Annotated in this window: 15 protein-coding genes; 9 read left to right on the top strand and 6 right to left on the bottom strand. The window is 50.1% G+C overall.

What is annotated here, in order from left to right; genetic code table 11:
- The first annotated feature begins 84 nt into the window (after positions 1-84).
- Genes pstC through phoU form a run of 4 tightly spaced genes read left to right on the top strand, consistent with a single transcriptional unit; the run spans position 85 to position 3,494 of the window.
- A complete protein-coding gene (gene pstC, locus FDX04_RS18940; RefSeq protein ID WP_038635761.1) occupies positions 85-1,044 on the top strand; it encodes a phosphate ABC transporter permease PstC in 960 nt (319 codons plus the stop codon).
- Positions 1,044-1,934 (top strand): phosphate ABC transporter permease PstA, encoded by an 891-nt coding sequence (pstA, locus tag FDX04_RS18935; RefSeq protein WP_003023819.1) that lies wholly within the window; start codon positions 1,044-1,046, stop codon positions 1,932-1,934. The genes pstC and pstA overlap by 1 nt, the downstream gene beginning before the upstream one ends.
- A gap of 46 nt (positions 1,935-1,980) precedes the next feature.
- Complete coding sequence (pstB, locus tag FDX04_RS18930) at positions 1,981-2,754, top strand: phosphate ABC transporter ATP-binding protein PstB (protein WP_003023821.1); 774 nt, start codon at positions 1,981-1,983, stop codon at positions 2,752-2,754.
- Positions 2,755-2,768: 14 nt separating this feature from the next.
- Positions 2,769-3,494 (top strand): phosphate signaling complex protein PhoU, encoded by a 726-nt coding sequence (gene phoU, locus FDX04_RS18925; protein WP_038635754.1) that lies wholly within the window; start codon positions 2,769-2,771, stop codon positions 3,492-3,494.
- Positions 3,495-3,546: 52 nt separating this feature from the next.
- Here the strand turns inward: phoU and yieH are convergent, their stop codons facing one another.
- Positions 3,547-4,212 (bottom strand): 6-phosphogluconate phosphatase, encoded by a 666-nt coding sequence (yieH, locus tag FDX04_RS18920; RefSeq protein ID WP_137371343.1) that lies wholly within the window; start codon positions 4,210-4,212, stop codon positions 3,547-3,549.
- Positions 4,213-4,379: 167 nt separating this feature from the next.
- Between yieH and adeP the strand changes: the two genes are divergently transcribed.
- The 5 genes from adeP (at position 4,380) to phsC (ending at position 11,349) form a co-directional block, all read left to right on the top strand.
- Entirely contained in the window at positions 4,380-5,717 is a 1,338-nt protein-coding gene (adeP, locus tag FDX04_RS18915) for an adenine permease AdeP (protein ID WP_137371342.1), read from the top strand.
- 314 nt (positions 5,718-6,031) lie between these two features.
- The gene (gene hutH / locus FDX04_RS18910) at positions 6,032-7,738 is read left to right on the top strand and encodes a histidine ammonia-lyase (protein WP_137371341.1); all 1,707 of its coding nucleotides are present in this window, start codon (positions 6,032-6,034) and stop codon (positions 7,736-7,738) included.
- Positions 7,735-9,315, top strand: a complete 1,581-nt coding sequence (locus FDX04_RS18905; protein ID WP_249935549.1) for a flavocytochrome c — start codon at positions 7,735-7,737, stop codon at positions 9,313-9,315. The genes hutH and FDX04_RS18905 overlap by 4 nt, the downstream gene beginning before the upstream one ends.
- Before the next feature lies 1 nt (position 9,316).
- Entirely contained in the window at positions 9,317-9,733 is a 417-nt protein-coding gene (locus tag FDX04_RS18900; RefSeq protein WP_137361470.1) for a cytochrome c3 family protein, read from the top strand.
- An 8-nt stretch (positions 9,734-9,741) separates the two neighbouring features.
- Positions 9,742-11,349: a thiosulfate reductase cytochrome B subunit gene (gene phsC, locus FDX04_RS18895; protein WP_137371340.1), complete on the top strand. Its 1,608-nt coding sequence runs from the start codon at positions 9,742-9,744 to the stop codon at positions 11,347-11,349.
- A 41-nt stretch (positions 11,350-11,390) separates the two neighbouring features.
- Here the strand turns inward: phsC and FDX04_RS18890 are convergent, their stop codons facing one another.
- The 5 genes from FDX04_RS18890 to FDX04_RS18870 all read right to left on the bottom strand — a co-directional run bounded on the left by FDX04_RS18890 (position 11,391) and on the right by FDX04_RS18870 (position 16,685).
- On the bottom strand, positions 11,391-12,854 hold the full coding sequence (locus FDX04_RS18890) for a sigma 54-interacting transcriptional regulator (protein WP_249935548.1): 1,464 nt from the start codon (positions 12,852-12,854) through the stop codon (positions 11,391-11,393).
- Between the two features lie 208 nt (positions 12,855-13,062).
- Entirely contained in the window at positions 13,063-13,629 is a 567-nt protein-coding gene (locus FDX04_RS18885; RefSeq protein WP_042311425.1) for an NADPH-dependent FMN reductase, read from the bottom strand.
- Positions 13,630-13,659: 30 nt separating this feature from the next.
- Positions 13,660-14,409 carry a 4'-phosphopantetheinyl transferase superfamily protein gene (locus tag FDX04_RS18880; protein ID WP_042311427.1) on the bottom strand — a complete coding sequence of 250 codons (750 nt, stop codon included), beginning with the start codon at positions 14,407-14,409 and terminating at the stop codon, positions 13,660-13,662.
- A gap of 166 nt (positions 14,410-14,575) precedes the next feature.
- The gene (gene yidZ, locus FDX04_RS18875; protein WP_042311429.1) at positions 14,576-15,535 is read right to left on the bottom strand and encodes an HTH-type transcriptional regulator YidZ; all 960 of its coding nucleotides are present in this window, start codon (positions 15,533-15,535) and stop codon (positions 14,576-14,578) included.
- Complete coding sequence (locus FDX04_RS18870) at positions 15,504-16,685, bottom strand: MFS transporter (protein WP_137361467.1); 1,182 nt, start codon at positions 16,683-16,685, stop codon at positions 15,504-15,506. The genes yidZ and FDX04_RS18870 overlap by 32 nt, the downstream gene beginning before the upstream one ends.
- Between the last annotated feature and the right edge of the window lie 145 nt (positions 16,686-16,830).

Genomic DNA, 16,830 nt, shown 5'->3' with positions numbered 1-16,830 from the left:
ATCTGTCACCTATGTATCCGGTCATACAGTAGCGCCATCCGGCATGGGCAACTTAGTAAACGCGTTTAACTTAAAGAGTGATTTATGGCTGCAACAAAGCCTGCTTTTAACCCACCGGGTAAAAAGGGTGACATGATATTCAGCGCGCTGGTAAAACTGGCTGCGCTGATTGTGCTATTGATGTTGGGTGGCATCATTGTCTCTCTGGTTATCTCCTCCTGGCCAAGCATTCAGAAATTTGGTTTCTCCTTCCTGTGGACTAAAGAATGGGATGCGCCAAATGATATCTACGGTGCATTAGTCCCGATTTACGGTACGCTGGTCACCTCGCTTATCGCACTGCTGATTGCCGTTCCGGTGAGTTTCGGCATTGCCTTGTTCCTGACTGAACTTGCGCCCGGCTGGCTGCGTCGCCCGCTGGGGATCGCCATTGAGCTGCTGGCGGCAATTCCAAGTATCGTGTACGGCATGTGGGGCCTGTTTATCTTTGCTCCGCTGTTTGCGACTTATTTCCAGGAGCCGGTCGGTAACATCCTTTCCAACATTCCGTTTGTTGGCGCGCTGTTTGCTGGTCCGGCGTTTGGTATTGGGATTCTGGCTGCAGGTGTGATCCTCGCCATCATGATTATTCCTTACATTGCGGCGGTTATGCGCGATGTGTTCGAACAAACGCCAGTGCTGATGAAAGAGTCAGCCTACGGCATCGGTTGTACCACCTGGGAAGTTATCTGGCGCATCGTCCTCCCGTTCACCAAAAATGGCGTGATCGGCGGCGTGATGTTGGGTCTGGGCCGCGCACTTGGTGAGACCATGGCGGTGACCTTTATCATCGGTAACACCTATCAGCTCGACAGTGCATCGCTGTATATGCCGGGCAACAGTATTACCTCTGCGTTGGCGAATGAATTTGCCGAAGCGGAATCAGGGCTGCACGTTGCTGCGTTGATGGAGTTGGGGCTGATTCTGTTTGTGATCACCTTCATCGTACTGGCTGCGTCTAAGTTCATGATCATGCGCCTTGCGAAGAACGAGGGGGCACGCTAATGGCTACGCTTGAAATGCAAAACACCGCTCAGCTTGCGGAATCTCGCCGTAAAATGCAGGCGCGCCGCCGCCTGAAGAACCGCATCGCGCTCACGCTCTCTATGGCGACCATGGCGTTCGGTCTGTTTTGGCTGATCTGGATCCTGATGTCCACGATTACCCGTGGTATTGACGGTATGTCTCTGGCGCTGTTCACCGAAATGACGCCACCGCCGAATACGGCTGGTGGTGGTCTGGCGAACGCTCTGGCGGGCAGCGGCCTGCTGATCCTGTGGGCGACCGTGTTTGGCACCCCGCTGGGTATTATGGCGGGCATCTACCTGGCTGAGTACGGGCGTAAGTCCTGGCTGGCTGAGGTCATCCGTTTTATCAATGACATCCTGCTTTCTGCTCCATCAATTGTGGTGGGTCTGTTCGTTTACACCATTGTGGTCGCAAAAATGGAACACTTCTCCGGCTGGGCAGGCGTTATCGCGCTGGCGCTGCTGCAGGTGCCCATTGTGATTCGTACCACGGAGAACATGCTCAAACTGGTGCCGGACAGCCTGCGTGAAGCTGCCTATGCGCTGGGTACACCGAAGTGGAAGATGATTTCTGCGATCACCCTGAAGGCATCTGTCTCGGGCATTATTACAGGTGTCCTGCTGGCCATTGCGCGTATTGCCGGTGAAACGGCTCCGCTGCTGTTTACATCGCTCTCCAATCAGTTCTGGAGCACCGACATGATGCAGCCTATCGCCAACCTGCCGGTCACTATCTTTAAGTTTGCGATGAGTCCATTTGCTGAGTGGCAGCAACTGGCCTGGGCTGGGGTACTGATTATTACCCTGTGCGTACTGCTGCTGAACATTCTGGCGCGCGTCATTTTCGCGAAGAAGAAACACGGTTAATTTTTACGGCGTGGCTGATGCGGCGCCGGATGAGGAATAGATTGAAATGAGTATGGTTGATACTGCTCCGGGTAAGATTCAGGTTCGTGATTTGAACTTCTACTATGGCAAATTCCATGCCCTGAAGAACATCAACCTGGATATTGCTAAAAACCAGGTTACGGCGTTTATCGGGCCGTCAGGCTGTGGTAAATCGACGCTGCTTCGTACGTTCAACAAAATGTTTGAGCTGTACCCGGAACAACGTGCGGAAGGTGAAATCCTGCTGGATGGCGACAATATTCTCACCAATACCCAGGATATCGCGCTGCTTCGTGCCAAAGTGGGGATGGTATTCCAGAAACCGACACCGTTCCCGATGTCCATTTACGACAACATCGCGTTTGGCGTGCGTCTGTTTGAGAAACTCTCTCGTGCGGATATGGACGAACGTGTGCAGTGGGCCTTGACCAAGGCCGCATTGTGGAACGAAACCAAAGATAAATTACATCAGAGTGGGTACTCTCTCTCTGGTGGTCAGCAGCAGCGTCTGTGCATTGCGCGTGGCATCGCCATTCGCCCGGAAGTGCTTCTGCTGGATGAGCCATGTTCAGCGCTCGATCCGATCTCTACCGGGCGTATCGAAGAGCTGATCACTGAGCTGAAAGAGGATTACACCGTTGTTATCGTGACCCACAACATGCAGCAGGCGGCACGTTGTTCCGATCACACGGCATTTATGTACCTGGGCGAGTTGATTGAGTTCAGCAACACGGACGATCTGTTCACCAAGCCCGCGAAGAAACAAACTGAAGACTACATCACCGGTCGTTACGGCTGATTCAGGAGCTTGTTGTGGATAACCTTAACCTTAATAAACATATTTCCGGCCAGTTCAACGCCGAACTGGAAAGCATCCGTACCCAGGTGATGACCATGGGCGGCATGGTCGAGCAGCAGCTTTCTGATGCGATTACCGCCATGCATAACCAGGACAGCGAGTTGGCGAAGCGCGTCATTGAAGGCGATAAGAACGTCAACATGATGGAAGTGGCGATCGACGAAGCCTGTGTGCGTATCATTGCCAAACGTCAGCCGACCGCCAGCGACCTGCGCCTGGTGATGGCGATTATCAAAACCATCGCCGAGCTGGAGCGTATTGGCGACGTGGCGGACAAAATTTGTCGCACCGCGCTGGAGAAATTCTCGCATCAGCATCAGCCGCTGCTGGTCAGCCTGGAATCACTGGGCCGCCACACTGTGCAGATGCTGCATGACGTGCTGGATGCGTTTGCGCGTATGGATCTGGACGAAGCGGTACGTATTTATCGTGAAGATAAGAAAGTTGACCAGGAATATGAAGGCATCGTGCGTCAGCTGATGACTTATATGATGGAAGATCCGCGTACTATCCCAAGCGTGCTGACCGCGCTGTTTTGCGCCCGTTCCATCGAGCGTATCGGTGACCGTTGCCAGAATATCTGCGAATACATCTTCTACTTCGTGAAGGGACAAGATTTCCGTCACGTAGGTGGAGATGAACTGGATAAGCTGCTGGCGGGCAAAGATCCGAAAGAGTAATAAAAACGTAGAAAGTAGGCCGGATCAGCGTTAGCGCCATCCGGCATTTCAGTTAACGCGTAATATCCCATCCGCGCGCTTTCCACAATTCCGGCAACTGTGCCAAATCGGTAAAAGTCGTCACTTTTGGATGATCGATCGGTTTGTTGTGCGGATCGGCGCAGAAATAGAATACTTCCATTCCCGCAGCAATCCCCGCCTGCGCGCCGGCACTGGAATCATCGACCAGAATGCAGTTCTCAACGTTGACGTCCATCGCTTTTGCCGCATGGAACATCAGGTCCGGATCGGGCTTCCAGCGTTGAATATCGTAACCGCTGAACAGTAGATCAGGAAAATGGTGCAACATGCCCAGCTTACCCAGCGAATGCTGCATTTTACTGACTGGACCGTTGGACACTACACACATGGGCACCGTCATACTGTCCAGTAGCGCATTAGCGCCAGCGATCACTTCCAGTTCCGTATCGAACAGACGTGCGACCTCAGCGCGGTAAACCGGTTCTAAATCGGCTTTTGCCAGTTCAACACCGTGCTCTTCGTTGATAATGTCGATGATCTCGTACAGCTTTACCCCTTTGAAGCGTTTAAAAATTTCTTCAAGATCGAGCGTAATGCTGAACGCCTGGAACATGCTGATATACGCGCGAGAACAAATCACTTCACTGTCGACAAGGGTACCGTCACAGTCAAAAAATACGGCTTCTATCTGGGACATGTCATTTCCATTTTAACAAGTTTAACGTTTTCGTAATGCATTATTGGGCCACGCAATCGTTGCCGTATAAGCAAAATCAATGAAAAAAGTTGCTCATAACCCAACCCTATTGTCGCATTTTGGTATAGGATAGCGACGAATTTTCCCTCCTTGTTCGGAAATTGATAATGAGTCAACAACACACAACCCAGGCTTCTGGCCAGGGAATGCTGGAACGCGTGTTCAAACTGCGCGAACATGGCACGACGGCACGGACCGAAGTGATCGCCGGTTTAACGACCTTCCTGACGATGGTGTATATCGTTTTTGTTAACCCGCAAATTCTTGGCGTAGCTGGCATGGATACCAGCGCCGTCTTTGTCACCACCTGTCTTATTGCTGCTTTTGGTAGCATCCTGATGGGCCTGTTTGCCAACCTGCCGGTCGCACTTGCGCCTGCAATGGGCCTGAACGCATTCTTTGCTTTCGTGGTCGTCGGCGCGATGGGCCTCTCCTGGCAGATTGGTATGGGCGCTATCTTCTGGGGCGCGGTAGGTCTGCTGCTGCTGACGATTTTCCGCGTGCGTTACTGGATGATTGCTAATATCCCGGTTAGCCTGCGCGTGGGGATCACCAGCGGTATTGGTCTGTTCATCGGCATGATGGGGCTGAAAAACGCCGGTGTTATCGTGGCGAACAAAGACACGCTGGTGTCCATCGGCAACCTGACGTCTCACAGCGTGCTGCTCGGTATTCTGGGCTTCTTTATCATCGCGATTCTGGCGTCACGCAACATTCATGCGGCGGTGCTGATCTCCATCATTGTGACCACGCTACTGGGCTGGATGCTGGGCGATGTTCATTACAATGGTATCGTCTCTGCGCCACCGAGCGTGATGTCCGTTATTGGCCATGTCGATCTGGCCGGTTCGTTTAACCTTGGCCTGGCGGGGGTGATTTTCTCATTCATGCTGGTCAACCTGTTCGACTCCTCCGGTACGCTGATTGGCGTTACGGATAAAGCCGGTCTGGCGGATGCGAAGGGCAAGTTCCCGCGTATGAAGCAGGCGTTGTATGTAGATAGCGTGTCATCTGTCACCGGCGCGTTTATCGGTACTTCTTCCGTTACCGCGTATATTGAATCTTCTTCCGGGGTTTCTGTCGGCGGACGTACTGGGCTTACTGCCGTGGTTGTCGGCCTGCTGTTCCTGCTGGTTATCTTCCTGTCTCCGCTGGCGGGAATGGTGCCGGGCTATGCCGCGGCCGGTGCGCTGATTTACGTCGGTGTGCTGATGACATCAAGCTTGTCGCGGGTGAAGTGGGATGACCTGACAGAAGCGGTTCCTGCGTTCATTACCGCCGTGATGATGCCGTTTAGCTTCTCGATTACCGAAGGTATCGCGCTGGGCTTTATTTCCTACTGCGTGATGAAAATCGGGACCGGACGTTTGCGCGATCTCAGCCCGTGCGTCATCGTTGTCGCGCTGCTGTTTGTACTGAAGATTGTGTTTATCGACGCGCACTGATGTAAAGCATGCTTCAGTCTTTTGATTTAAGGCTGAAGCATATCTCTTCTGATTTTTTACTCTTCCCCACTAGCAAGTCTGAAATTATCTTGCCTTCAAAAAATCCTAAGTGATTTATTCACGATTCTTAAATCTGATTAGTTTATCGTACGCTGTAATTTGAACTGGTGAATTATCTGTTAATAAATTGAAATGTTTTCATTTTGATTTTTTTGAAATATCAAAAATAGCCTTAATAAATGCAGGGGCTATTTCAACTTTTGCACAGGCTTTTTTCGTTACTGTTTCTTATCTCGATTAAAAGGAGTTAAGAAATGAAGAAGACGGTCATTGCGACGTTCTGCGTATCTCTGTTGTGTCCACTATTCGCTAACGCGGCCACCAGCGTAACACTGGATGGTCATTCATTGACGCTGGATGATGCATGGGCTATTGCCCAAGGGGAAAAACAGGTCGACATTGCTTCAACAGCGATGGAACGCGTCGATAAAGCAAACAAACTCTTGATGATTGCTGCAGGAAAAGGCGTTCCGGTTTACGGGCTGACGGTGGGGGTAGGTCTCAATAAAGATAAATCATTGTTCGATGCGCATGGAAAACTGACTCCAGAAGTTCTTCAGGCTTCTCATGAGTTTAATATCAATGCGTTGCATGCTCATGCAGCGGGTGTTGGGCCTGATATGCCGGATGAACTTGTGCGTCTGGTAATGGTTATTCGCCTTAATACGATGCTAACGGGAAATACTGGTGCTCAACCGCAGGTTGCCAAAATGTATCAGCAGTTTCTCAATAAGCATATTACCCCTGTTGTCCCCTCACGCGGTTCCGTTGGTGAAGCGGATATCACTCTTGCGTCTCATATTGGCGATGTGATGATTGGTGAATGGCGCGTTCGCGTGAAAGGTGTCGAGATGGATTCGGCAAAAGCGCTGAAACAGGCGGGTATTAAGAAGCTGGAACCCTTGGGAAAAGATGCGCTTTCAATTCTTTCTTCTAATGCAATATCAACAGCCTACTCTGCTCGGGCCTTACTGGAATCCAGACAGATTATTAACGTTACGCCAGCGATCTTTGGGTTATCTTTGGAAGCCCTGAATGGCAACGTTGCTCCATTCTTGTACCAAAGTTTAAATGTGCGGCCTTTCCCCGGAATTCAGGATACTGGCGGAACTATTCGTAATGCGTTAAACGGCTCTTATCTCTGGCAGCATCAGGATGGACGTCCTTTACAGGACCCGCTCTCTTTCCGTACGACGGTATTTGTTCTTAATGAAGCGCGTCGTGAATGGAATGAAGCGTATCAAATGCTGCAAATCCAGATGAATAGCTCGGATGACAACCCGGCGGTGATTGTAAATGCAGATCGTTCGTTGGCTGAAAATAGCCAGGTTGAGCAGTACTTCGTTAGCGCTAAAGAAACCAACGGCGAAACCATCAGCGGCGCGATTTTCCCGACCTCTAATTTTGAACCGCTGCCACTGGCGCTGGCGATTCAGAATCTGTCTTTAGCGATGGGACATCTGGCGCATAACAGCGTTCAGCGTACTTTGCATTTATCTGACGATCATTTCACCGGACTGAGTAGATTCCTCGCCTCTGACACCAATCAACAAGGGCATGCTTTCGGTGCTATCCAGAAGCCACAGGTTGCGCTCCTGGCGGATATTCGCGATCTGGTGAACCCTGTATCCCTTGATGGACAACCGATGGCGGGCACGATTGAAGATACATATACCAACAATCTCCGGGCGTCCAAACGGTTGAGTCAGATCGCTGATGATATGCGCAGCATTTATGGTCTGGAACTGTTGCATGCCAGTCAGGCTGTTGATCTACGCAAGCAAAAAAATCCTGACCTGAAACTGGGAGAACTGACCGGCAAACTCTTCGCCGCCTATCGCGAAAAAGTACCGTTTGTTTCGCAGGATCGGATTTTCAGCGACAACATTGCGGATTCATCTGCGTTAGTCGCATCGTTTCCCGCTGGATCTTTGGTGAGCGCGCAAACAGGGAGCAAATGACGACAATGAAAAAAACCGTTAATGCGTCGCGGCGAGCCTTTTTAACGAAAAGCACTCTTCTGGCGACAGGCGGCGCGCTTACGGCGCTGACGGGAAAAGCGCGGGCGCAGGATAGCTGCGCCCCAGCTTCGGCGGTTCGTTACCATAAGGTCTACGATGTGATTGTCGTTGGAAGTGGTTTCGCCGGGTTAGCCGCTGCGCTTGAAGCCGCACAGGCCGGGCGCAGTGTACTGGTGATTGATAAAATGCCTGTTTTTGGCGGTAACTCAGCGATTAACGGTGGCGCTGTTGCTGTTGCGGGTTCTCCCCTACAGGAAAAAGAGGGAATCGTCGATTCTCCTGAGCTGATGTTTAAGGACATGCTGAAAGCCGGACGCGGGCTTAATGATAAAGATCAGTTGAAAATTCTGGTCAGTAATACCATGGCGGCCTATGAGTTTACTCTCCGACATGGTGTGAAATATAAACCGTTTGTGCAGCATTTTGGCGGCCACTCAGTACCCCGAACGCTGCAAACGGTCGAGAGCTCAGGGGCGGGGATCACCCGACCACTGAAAGAATCTGCTGCAAAAATGGGCGTTGTTTTTCGTTCTCGCTGCAAGCTGGAATCTTTCCTACAAAATGCCCAAGGGCGTGTAACTGGCCTGACAGTTCGCGATGGTTATCGTTTCCCTGACGAAATGAGCGGTCAGATCAGACATTACGGCGCCCGCTACGGCGTGGTGATGTGCTCAGGCGGTTTTTCCAATGATTTGCGTTTTCGTAAAATGCAAAATCCTATGCTGGATGAACGTGTTGATTCCACTAATCATCCAGGCGCCACGTCGGAATGTCTGGTGCAAATGCTGCGTATTGGCGCAACGCCGGTACAGCTTGATCTTATCCAGTTAGGTCCATGGTCTTCGCCGGACGAACGAGGATTTGGCTACGTCTCGCAGTTCAATACTATCTCAGGTTTTCCTAACGGAATCATGGTTAACCCGCGCTCTGGTCATCGTTTCACAAACGAACTTGCCGATCGTAAAGAGCGTGAAGAGGGGATTTTGGCGCAAGTCGATGAAAAGGGGAATCCGCTCTATCCCATCTGTTTCACCACGCTTGAAGGCGCAAAACTGGCACAAAGCCTGGGGCATGCTCTGCACTATGGCGTGGCCTGGCAGTTTGACTCACTGGAGCAGTTGGCTACGCATTTCGGTATACCTTACGACGTACTGGCAGAAGAAGTGGATGCCTACAATGCCGCCGTAGCGCGTAAAGGGGGCGATCGCATGAAGAAAGATGTGAGTCGTGCGGTTTTGCTGGATAAAGGGCCATTTGTCGCCGTACGTGTATGGCCCAAAGTGCACTACGTAATGGGCGGTGTGCAGATAAGTATGCGAACAGAGGTACTTAATGCTGCAGATAGTAAACCGATCCCGGGTCTGTATGCAGCCGGAGAGGCTACCGCGGGTTCACATGGTGGAAGCCGCCTTGGTAGTTGTGCTGTGGCTGATTGTCTGGTGTTTGGCCGAATTGCGGGTGCCAGCGTTGCCGCCGCGAGCGCAGCAGATGATGTCTTTGATGTTGAGGGAATTTAACATGGCAAAGTTATGGATAGCCCTGTTGCTACTGTTTATTGGTGGTTTTTCTCAGATGATCGCTGCGGCAGACGATGAAGCTGCTTTTCATCAGCAACTGAATACAATGAACGTTAAGCCTTATCATCATTCACTGGAAGCAACCGGACGCGATACATCATGTCAGTTGTGCCATGGCGCCAGTACGCCAGTTGCTGCACCCAGTGATAAGTCTTGCCTTAATTGTCACGGTTCTCGCGATCAGATTGCCGAATTAACGCAACCCAATCCACATGATAAGAATGCTGAGCCTAACCCGCATGATTCAATGCATTACGGTAAAGACGTTCCTTGTACTGCTTGTCATAACGAGCATAAACCCTCGGTGATTTATTGTAATAATTGCCATCTCTTTAAATATCCGGATATGAAGCCATGAGGGAAATCATGCGCGGATTGTTAACAAGGAGCTTCTTTTTCCTACTGGTAGGGGCGATGCCGCTGGCGGGATTTTCTGCGCCAATTCCGACAGAACAACTCAATCAACCTTGTCTGGCATGCCATGCAGACGAAGATATTGAGGGAATCTCGACGGATAAAGTGCAAAATAACTTATTTGTTTCCCCGGATAAGTATCACGACAGTGTGCATGGTGAGGTGCCGTGTATCGCTTGCCATCAGAGTAAACCTGGTAGTGAGGGATTTTCTGTTACTCCTCATGTTCTAAATGCAGGAGGAGATAAGAACTGTGAAAGCTGTCATGGTGTGGTAATGCGCGATACCGTACATGCCATACAGCAGAGCGTACACAATGAAAAGATCGCCAAAGGACAGTTCTCCTGTACCTCGTGTCATAACGCACACACCATGACTGCGGGAGAAATCAATCATCCGGGTAAACAACGGATTGCCGACGATAATTTGATGTGTACGAATTGTCATTCGCGGGCGGGGGTCTTTACGCAGCTGTCAGGGGGAAAAGCCTCAACGTCTCAGGATATGGCGCATTCAGTGCTCCCTTATGCAACTGAACATCTCAAGAGCTTACGCTGTATTGATTGCCATGCTGATATAGCTGATACCACCTTGCATCGTATTCAGCCTGCCTCGCAAACGATCGGTTGTGAACAATGTCATGGAGATAGCGCGTTGTTGGCTACCCGACTAAAAACGTTTGCGCCGGATGAAGATGCGCTGGTTGGAAGTCTGCTTGGAAAAGGGTTATTTGATGATACGTCTCTCAGAGAAAAACTGGCGACGGTGGCGCCTCGTGTTCCTATGGTTCGTCAGATCGATGGCGTGTTGTTTACCGATACCTATATGATTGGTAATAATGGAAGCGGGCAGGCAGATCGCCTCATAGCCTGGGGGTTAGGCGGTTTCGTTGTCTTGTTACTCTGTCATGGTTTCGGTCGGCTTATCATGTCACGCCGTACCGCTGATATGCCGATGGAGAAAAGTTATCTCTATACACTTCCTGTTCGTTGCTGGCACTGGCTGAATGCGCTGTGTTTCGCTGCGCTAATCATAAGCGGTTGCGCATTACACTGGGTAAGCGCGCGATTCTCACTTTGGGTCGATGTGCATAATATTGCTGGTGTAGCGTTATGCGTTATTTGGCTGGGGTTTATCCTGGTGGCGATATTTGGTAACGGACATCACTATCGCGTGCGCTGGCAAGGTTTTGTTGGGCGGTTTATCCGTCAGACACGCTATTATCTATATGGCATTTTCCGTGGTGAATATCATCCAGAGCATGCATCGTCAGAGGCCAAATTCAATATCCTCCAGCAACTGGGATATATCTGCGTGATGTTTTTATTATTGCCAATGTTGATCGTGACTGGGTTATTGATGATGTTTCCTGCTCTTACTCCCGAAACGTTATTGGCGTTGCCGGGTAGGCAGGTTGTGGCCTGGCTTCATTACGGTCTGGCAGTGGTGATGGTAGTCTTTATTATCGTACATCTTTATTTATGCAGTACAGGTGATACGCCAGGCGCACTCATTAAAGGTATGCTTGACGGTTTCCATCGTTCCAGAAAGAAAAAATAATGGGTGTCTCCCCTTTCCCGGATGTGGGAAAGGGGGGAAGATCATTTATCTTTAACGACTATACCCAGTTTTTTTATTTTACTGTACAGCGTGTTACTGTTGATACCAAGTAACGCTGCGGCGCCATCTTTGCCAGATATCTTTCCCCGAGTTTGTTGTAATGCTTTTTGAATGTGTTGGCGTATAGCCTCATCCAGTGTGCTAATTAATAAGGTATCCCTCTCTCGCGGTAAAACAATATTCAATTCGTTGGTTGTGCAACGGAAAAAAGCATTTTCTAATAGACCAATCAATTCCGAAATGTTACCAGGCCAGTTGTACTTTAACAATGAACGGAGAGAATCATCGCCTAATACGGGTAAAGATGTATGCTTATGCTGGCTTGATAACCTCCTCAAATAGTGTGTTAATAGCAGAGGAATATCATCATGACGATATCGTAGCGGGGGTAGTGTAATTACCTGACAGAGAATATTTGCATACCGTTGGCTTGTCAGATAGTCATTAGATATATCGTTGTTTACGGGATTTTGTACCATTGAAAATGGTTGTGTTTGTATAGCAATGATCTGTAGTTGGCAATACTCGAGATAGTTTGAATGAAGCCCGAGCAGAAAGGTTTGCCAGCGTTCAGGGAAGGATTTTATTTCTTTGATGAGTAAAGAACCCTGATGTAAAATCAGAAATAAAGCAATGTTGGGTGGTTTACTTAAGTCGATGCTTATTGTCCTGTCCACAACACCGTTTCTCATAATGATCAACTGGCCCTGAGGCGTTATAAATCCATAATAATTACTGTGGTTTGGGCTGCGTTGTTGAATTTCTGAGGCAAACGTTTTTTTGCCGACACCATCCTCCCCAAGAAGTAGAATAGGTTGTTTGCTATTTGCCAGTTTACTCAAGGAGCGGTACAGCTGATACAGATGAGTATTAGTTTGACTGATAACAAATTTTTCACTTTCTTCTGCGACAGAAAACGCGGGCAAAGGAGGCGGAGTATTATTCAATAAAAGATTTTGCCGTGACAGGGCAATAAAAGCCAGTAAGGAGAGTTCGCCTCTTACTGATTCAAATAATTCAGCATGTTGAGGTGTAAAGGCGTTAGCATGATGGCTAAATATACCCATTGCACCAAGGCGTAGGCCGTCCAGATGCATGCGCATCAGGATTAGCGATTTGATATTACGAAAACAGGTGCTAACGACGTATTCAGTCAACGGACATTGGCTCAGATTATCTATAACCTGAGTAGAAAAATTATCTGAATGATTGAATTGTCGGGCAATATTTTCGGGGATAGGAATAACGTCTCGTTTCAATCGTGCCGTTTTGTGCGTTGCTAACGCTAAAAACTGAATACAACGAATATCACTACGATAGTAGTTAAAGAAAATACCGTCACAAATTATTGAGTCTGGTATCGACTGTAGGCAGGCATACATGGATTTCTCCAGTTGTGTACTGCTACATAATGCGGTTCTCAGATGTGAAAATGTCCTGTCCATGGCATATCCATTATTCACGTTGGCTACGTGTGGAAAAACGTATCAAATATATTTTATGTTGCAACTGCAATATTAAGTATCACTATGCCACAATAGCGAAGGAGAAAAAACAAAGAAAAGTGAGTGATGGGACAGGCTTAAGCAAAAAAATAATCCAGAAGCATAAACACTTACTGGATTATTTTAGAATAAAAAATGAATTTCGTTATCAGGCTTTCACGCGCTGAATATACTCGCCAAATGCGGTCAGTTGACCGGTAAGATGGTCCAGCGTGCTTTGGTCGATGACTTCACCCGTCTGCGGGTCCACCTTGTTCTGAATGACGCCGCCCATAAATTCCGGCTTGTTCATCACCATGGCGTCGAGGAACACCAGGATCTGACGCAGATGGTACTGACAGCGCGCGCCGCCAATAGCGCCCATTGAGCTGGTCTGAATCAGTACCGGTTTGCCAGATAATGGCTGATCGGGCAGGCGGGACAGCCAGTCGATGGCGTTTTTCAGTCCGCCAGGAACAGAATAGTTATATTCCGGTGTCACGATAACAACACCATCAGCTTTCCTGATTTGCTCTGCCAGCGCTTCTACGCTGGCCGGGAAACCTTCTTCCTGCTGGAGGTCGGCATCGTACAGCGGGATATCACCAATCGACGGTAACGCGCTCACTTCCATTCCTGCGGGCGCAATTTTAGGCAGCGTGCGGGCAACCATGCCGTTAAACGAACCTTTGCGCAGACTTCCCAGTAACGTAACAACATTCAATGTTTCAGACATGGTGACTCCTGTTTCATCATGAAGGTTAAATCAGTTAAGCGTATGGCTTTTCGCTGCGCATAATTGAGAGAACCGGATCAGGCGACCCGTTGGCTCATTGGCGCGAGTCTGGATATCAGGCAAACTTTTCCAGTCCTGTTTACCATCAAACTCCCAAACCTTGAGTTTTTCAATGGTTGGCGTAACCGCAACCGACCACACCAGCACATCTTCCGCATCGCAAATGGCTTCAACCTGCGCAACATGGGCACATTTCAGACGCCCTGCGCCGGGTAAAAGCTGGAGTTCGCGCGGATCGTCATTACACACATCGCCAGTGAGTTTGAGAACGCTCTGGCGCAACGTAATGAGCTGCGCACGCGCTTCGTTAGGGTCGTTTTGGTTATTGATCCACAGATTTTCGTTACTGGAGAAGCGCCAGGTTTGTGTTGAATTCGGATTGTGAAAACCGCGTGTCGCTCGCTGAAGCTCCATATCCAGGCCGCAAACACCTTCTGTTGTCAGTGCAACGCCAACAATATTTCCGGCATAAGAAATCGAAAATCCCGGCAGGTTTTTATCGCGAAAAACGGGCTTACCTTTCGCCTCAGTAACAATCTCAGGCAACGTGCTGGTGCCGTAAAGCATGAACATTAGTTCTGCGAGAAGACTTCGGGAGGCCAGGAAGCGTGTTCGACGGTGAGCGGGTAGATTACTTGCTTCAATGTGATATGGAGTAGGGAGACGAACTGAAACCAGGTGTCCCTCCGTAAGAATCCCTCTGGCAAAATGTGTCGCCATTTTTCGCTCCGTGATTAATGGTCCGTGATTATAACCAGAGTAACATTTACACGGCGTTCAGGCAGGTTTTACGGGTTAAAAAATAAACGGAAACGGGATACATTACGCGACATTTACATTTCTGTTGCCAGAATGGTCATTTAAGCAACACTGTGGCGGCGGATCGTCAGGACATATCGCGATACAGCGCCTTGATCGTTTCTTTCAGCCAGACGATCTTCGGATTATGGCTGTTACGTTTATGCCAAAGGAGGGTGAACGGTACGCGCATTTTCTCTAACTGCGCAGCATCAAATGGCATAGGACGCGCCACCAGCGGAAGCTGGTGGAGTTGGTTATAACGCTGACAATAGACCGGCGCTGTGGCTATCAGCGCATGATCCGGCTGGGCGGCCATAAACAGCGACTGCTCAAAACCTGGCAGGCATAACGCGATATTGCGTGTGCGCCCCATCTCCTGAAGCACATCGTCCAGCGCCCAGGTATCGCTTTGCTCCCAGCTAATACTGATGTGGGGATAGCGCAGAAATGTATCCAGACTCCACTCTTCCTGCAATGCTGGATGATCTTCACGTAGCCAGACGCAAGGGAGATCGGAAAACAACACTTCATGGTCGATCGACAACGGCAGTAGGCTCAGCAGTTCTCGCGAACGCGGATGGCTTTCGCGGCCGGTGAAGCCGATATCCACCTCGCCGCGAATAATCGCATCCAGCGAATCATAGTCCCAGTTGCGTATTTTGATCGTCGCCTGGGGATAACGCTGATAGATTTGCCGGGAGAGGGCGTTAAACATGATCATGACCAACGGCGTTTCGGCCACCAGATCAAACTTCAACCCGCGCGGAGCCTCATGGTGCGGCTTATCCAGCAATTGATTGCTCATCTGCATCCACTCTGCCAGATTCTGCTCCATGCTGACCATTAACGGCGTCGGCGTAAGTCCCAGCGGGGTGTTTACAAACAACGGGTCGTCAAACCAGGTCCGCAGTTTCGACAGCGACTTACTGACCGCCGACGGCGTGACGTTCATCCGTTTGGCGGTTTTGGTCACGCTGCGTTCCTGCATCAATAACTGCAGGCAGAGCAACAAATTAAGATCGAGACTGCTGAGGGATTTCTTCATGAGTTGGCGCGGACCGGTTGGGGGCAACAGTGATAATCAGCATGATACTCACTATGCTACAGCCAATCAGAATCCCGATCAGCATATTCAGCGCATCAAGGCCGAGGACCGCTGCCAGCCAAATCCATAGTGATGAACCGCAAACCTGTGCAATACCTAACGCCGAGCTGGCAACTCCTGCACGCAGCGAGAACGGTCCCAGCGCCTGACTCATGGCGACACCAAAACCAACCGAGAACCCGGCGCAGATTAAAGTCAGCCCAAACAGCGTTACTGCGTGTGAGGCGGCAAGGGTTAACACTACGCCCGCTGCCAGAAATAACGCCTGTGAAGTCAGCATCAGAACGCGAGGCTTGAATACACTGAGGGCGAACGGCGTCGAGAAAGAGACCGCCATACTGATGCCTGCGGTCATAGCCATCGTCGTGGCGTATTCACCACGGTCGAAGCCCATCACTTCCATCAGCAGCACCGGAGAGGTATTCACGAAGGTCAGGATCACCGACACACTGAGGGTGGTTATGGCCAGGCGGCTTAAGAAAAAACGGTTCACCAAAGACTCGTTGGTGTGGTTCTTTGGTGTAGACGTCGTGAGGGTCGCTGGGCGCGATTCTCGCAGGATAAATACCGACAGCAGGCATACGACTACACCCATACCCATCATCGTGTAGAACAGGCTTTGCCACGGATACTTGAGCATAATCAGATGCCCCATGACCGGAGCCAGCACCGGTACGATACAGGTGATTCCGTTCAACAGCGACAGCACTTTTGCGCGGCGGCGATCGTCGAGCGTATCGCGCAGAATAGCGAAAGCCACCACATAGCAGCCGCCAGCGCCCACTCCCTGAATAAAGCGGCCTACCAGGAACGGCGTACCGCTCTCGGCGAAAGAACATAGCGCAGAGGCGAAAATAAAGATGAGTGCGCCGACTATGGCGACCGGTTTGCGGCCTGACTGGTCGGCAATTTTACCGGCGAAAAGCATCGCCGTCGCCATTCCCGCCAGATAAACCGAAAACGCAATATGCAGTTGCGCCTCGCTGGCCTGTAGATCGGCCGCAATGCGGGGCAGCCCCACCAGATACATATCAATACCGGCAGGATAAAGAAGAACCAGGGCGAAACTGCAGATTAGAAAGCGTGTCATAGCGACCTCATGAGGAATGTGGCGCTAAGCATACGGGCAGAGAGTCAACTGCACGAGTTGCCATTTGGACAACAGTGATTTCCACATGGGAAATCATTGTTGTTGCCGGGTGGCGGCGTAAACGCCTTCTCCGGCCTACGGGGCC

Origin of the sequence: Citrobacter sp. wls615 (genome assembly GCF_005281355.1) — a bacterium.
In the GTDB taxonomy this organism is placed as follows: Bacteria; Pseudomonadota; Gammaproteobacteria; order Enterobacterales; family Enterobacteriaceae; genus Citrobacter; species Citrobacter werkmanii.
This window is presented reverse-complemented; position numbering and strand designations above follow the sequence as displayed.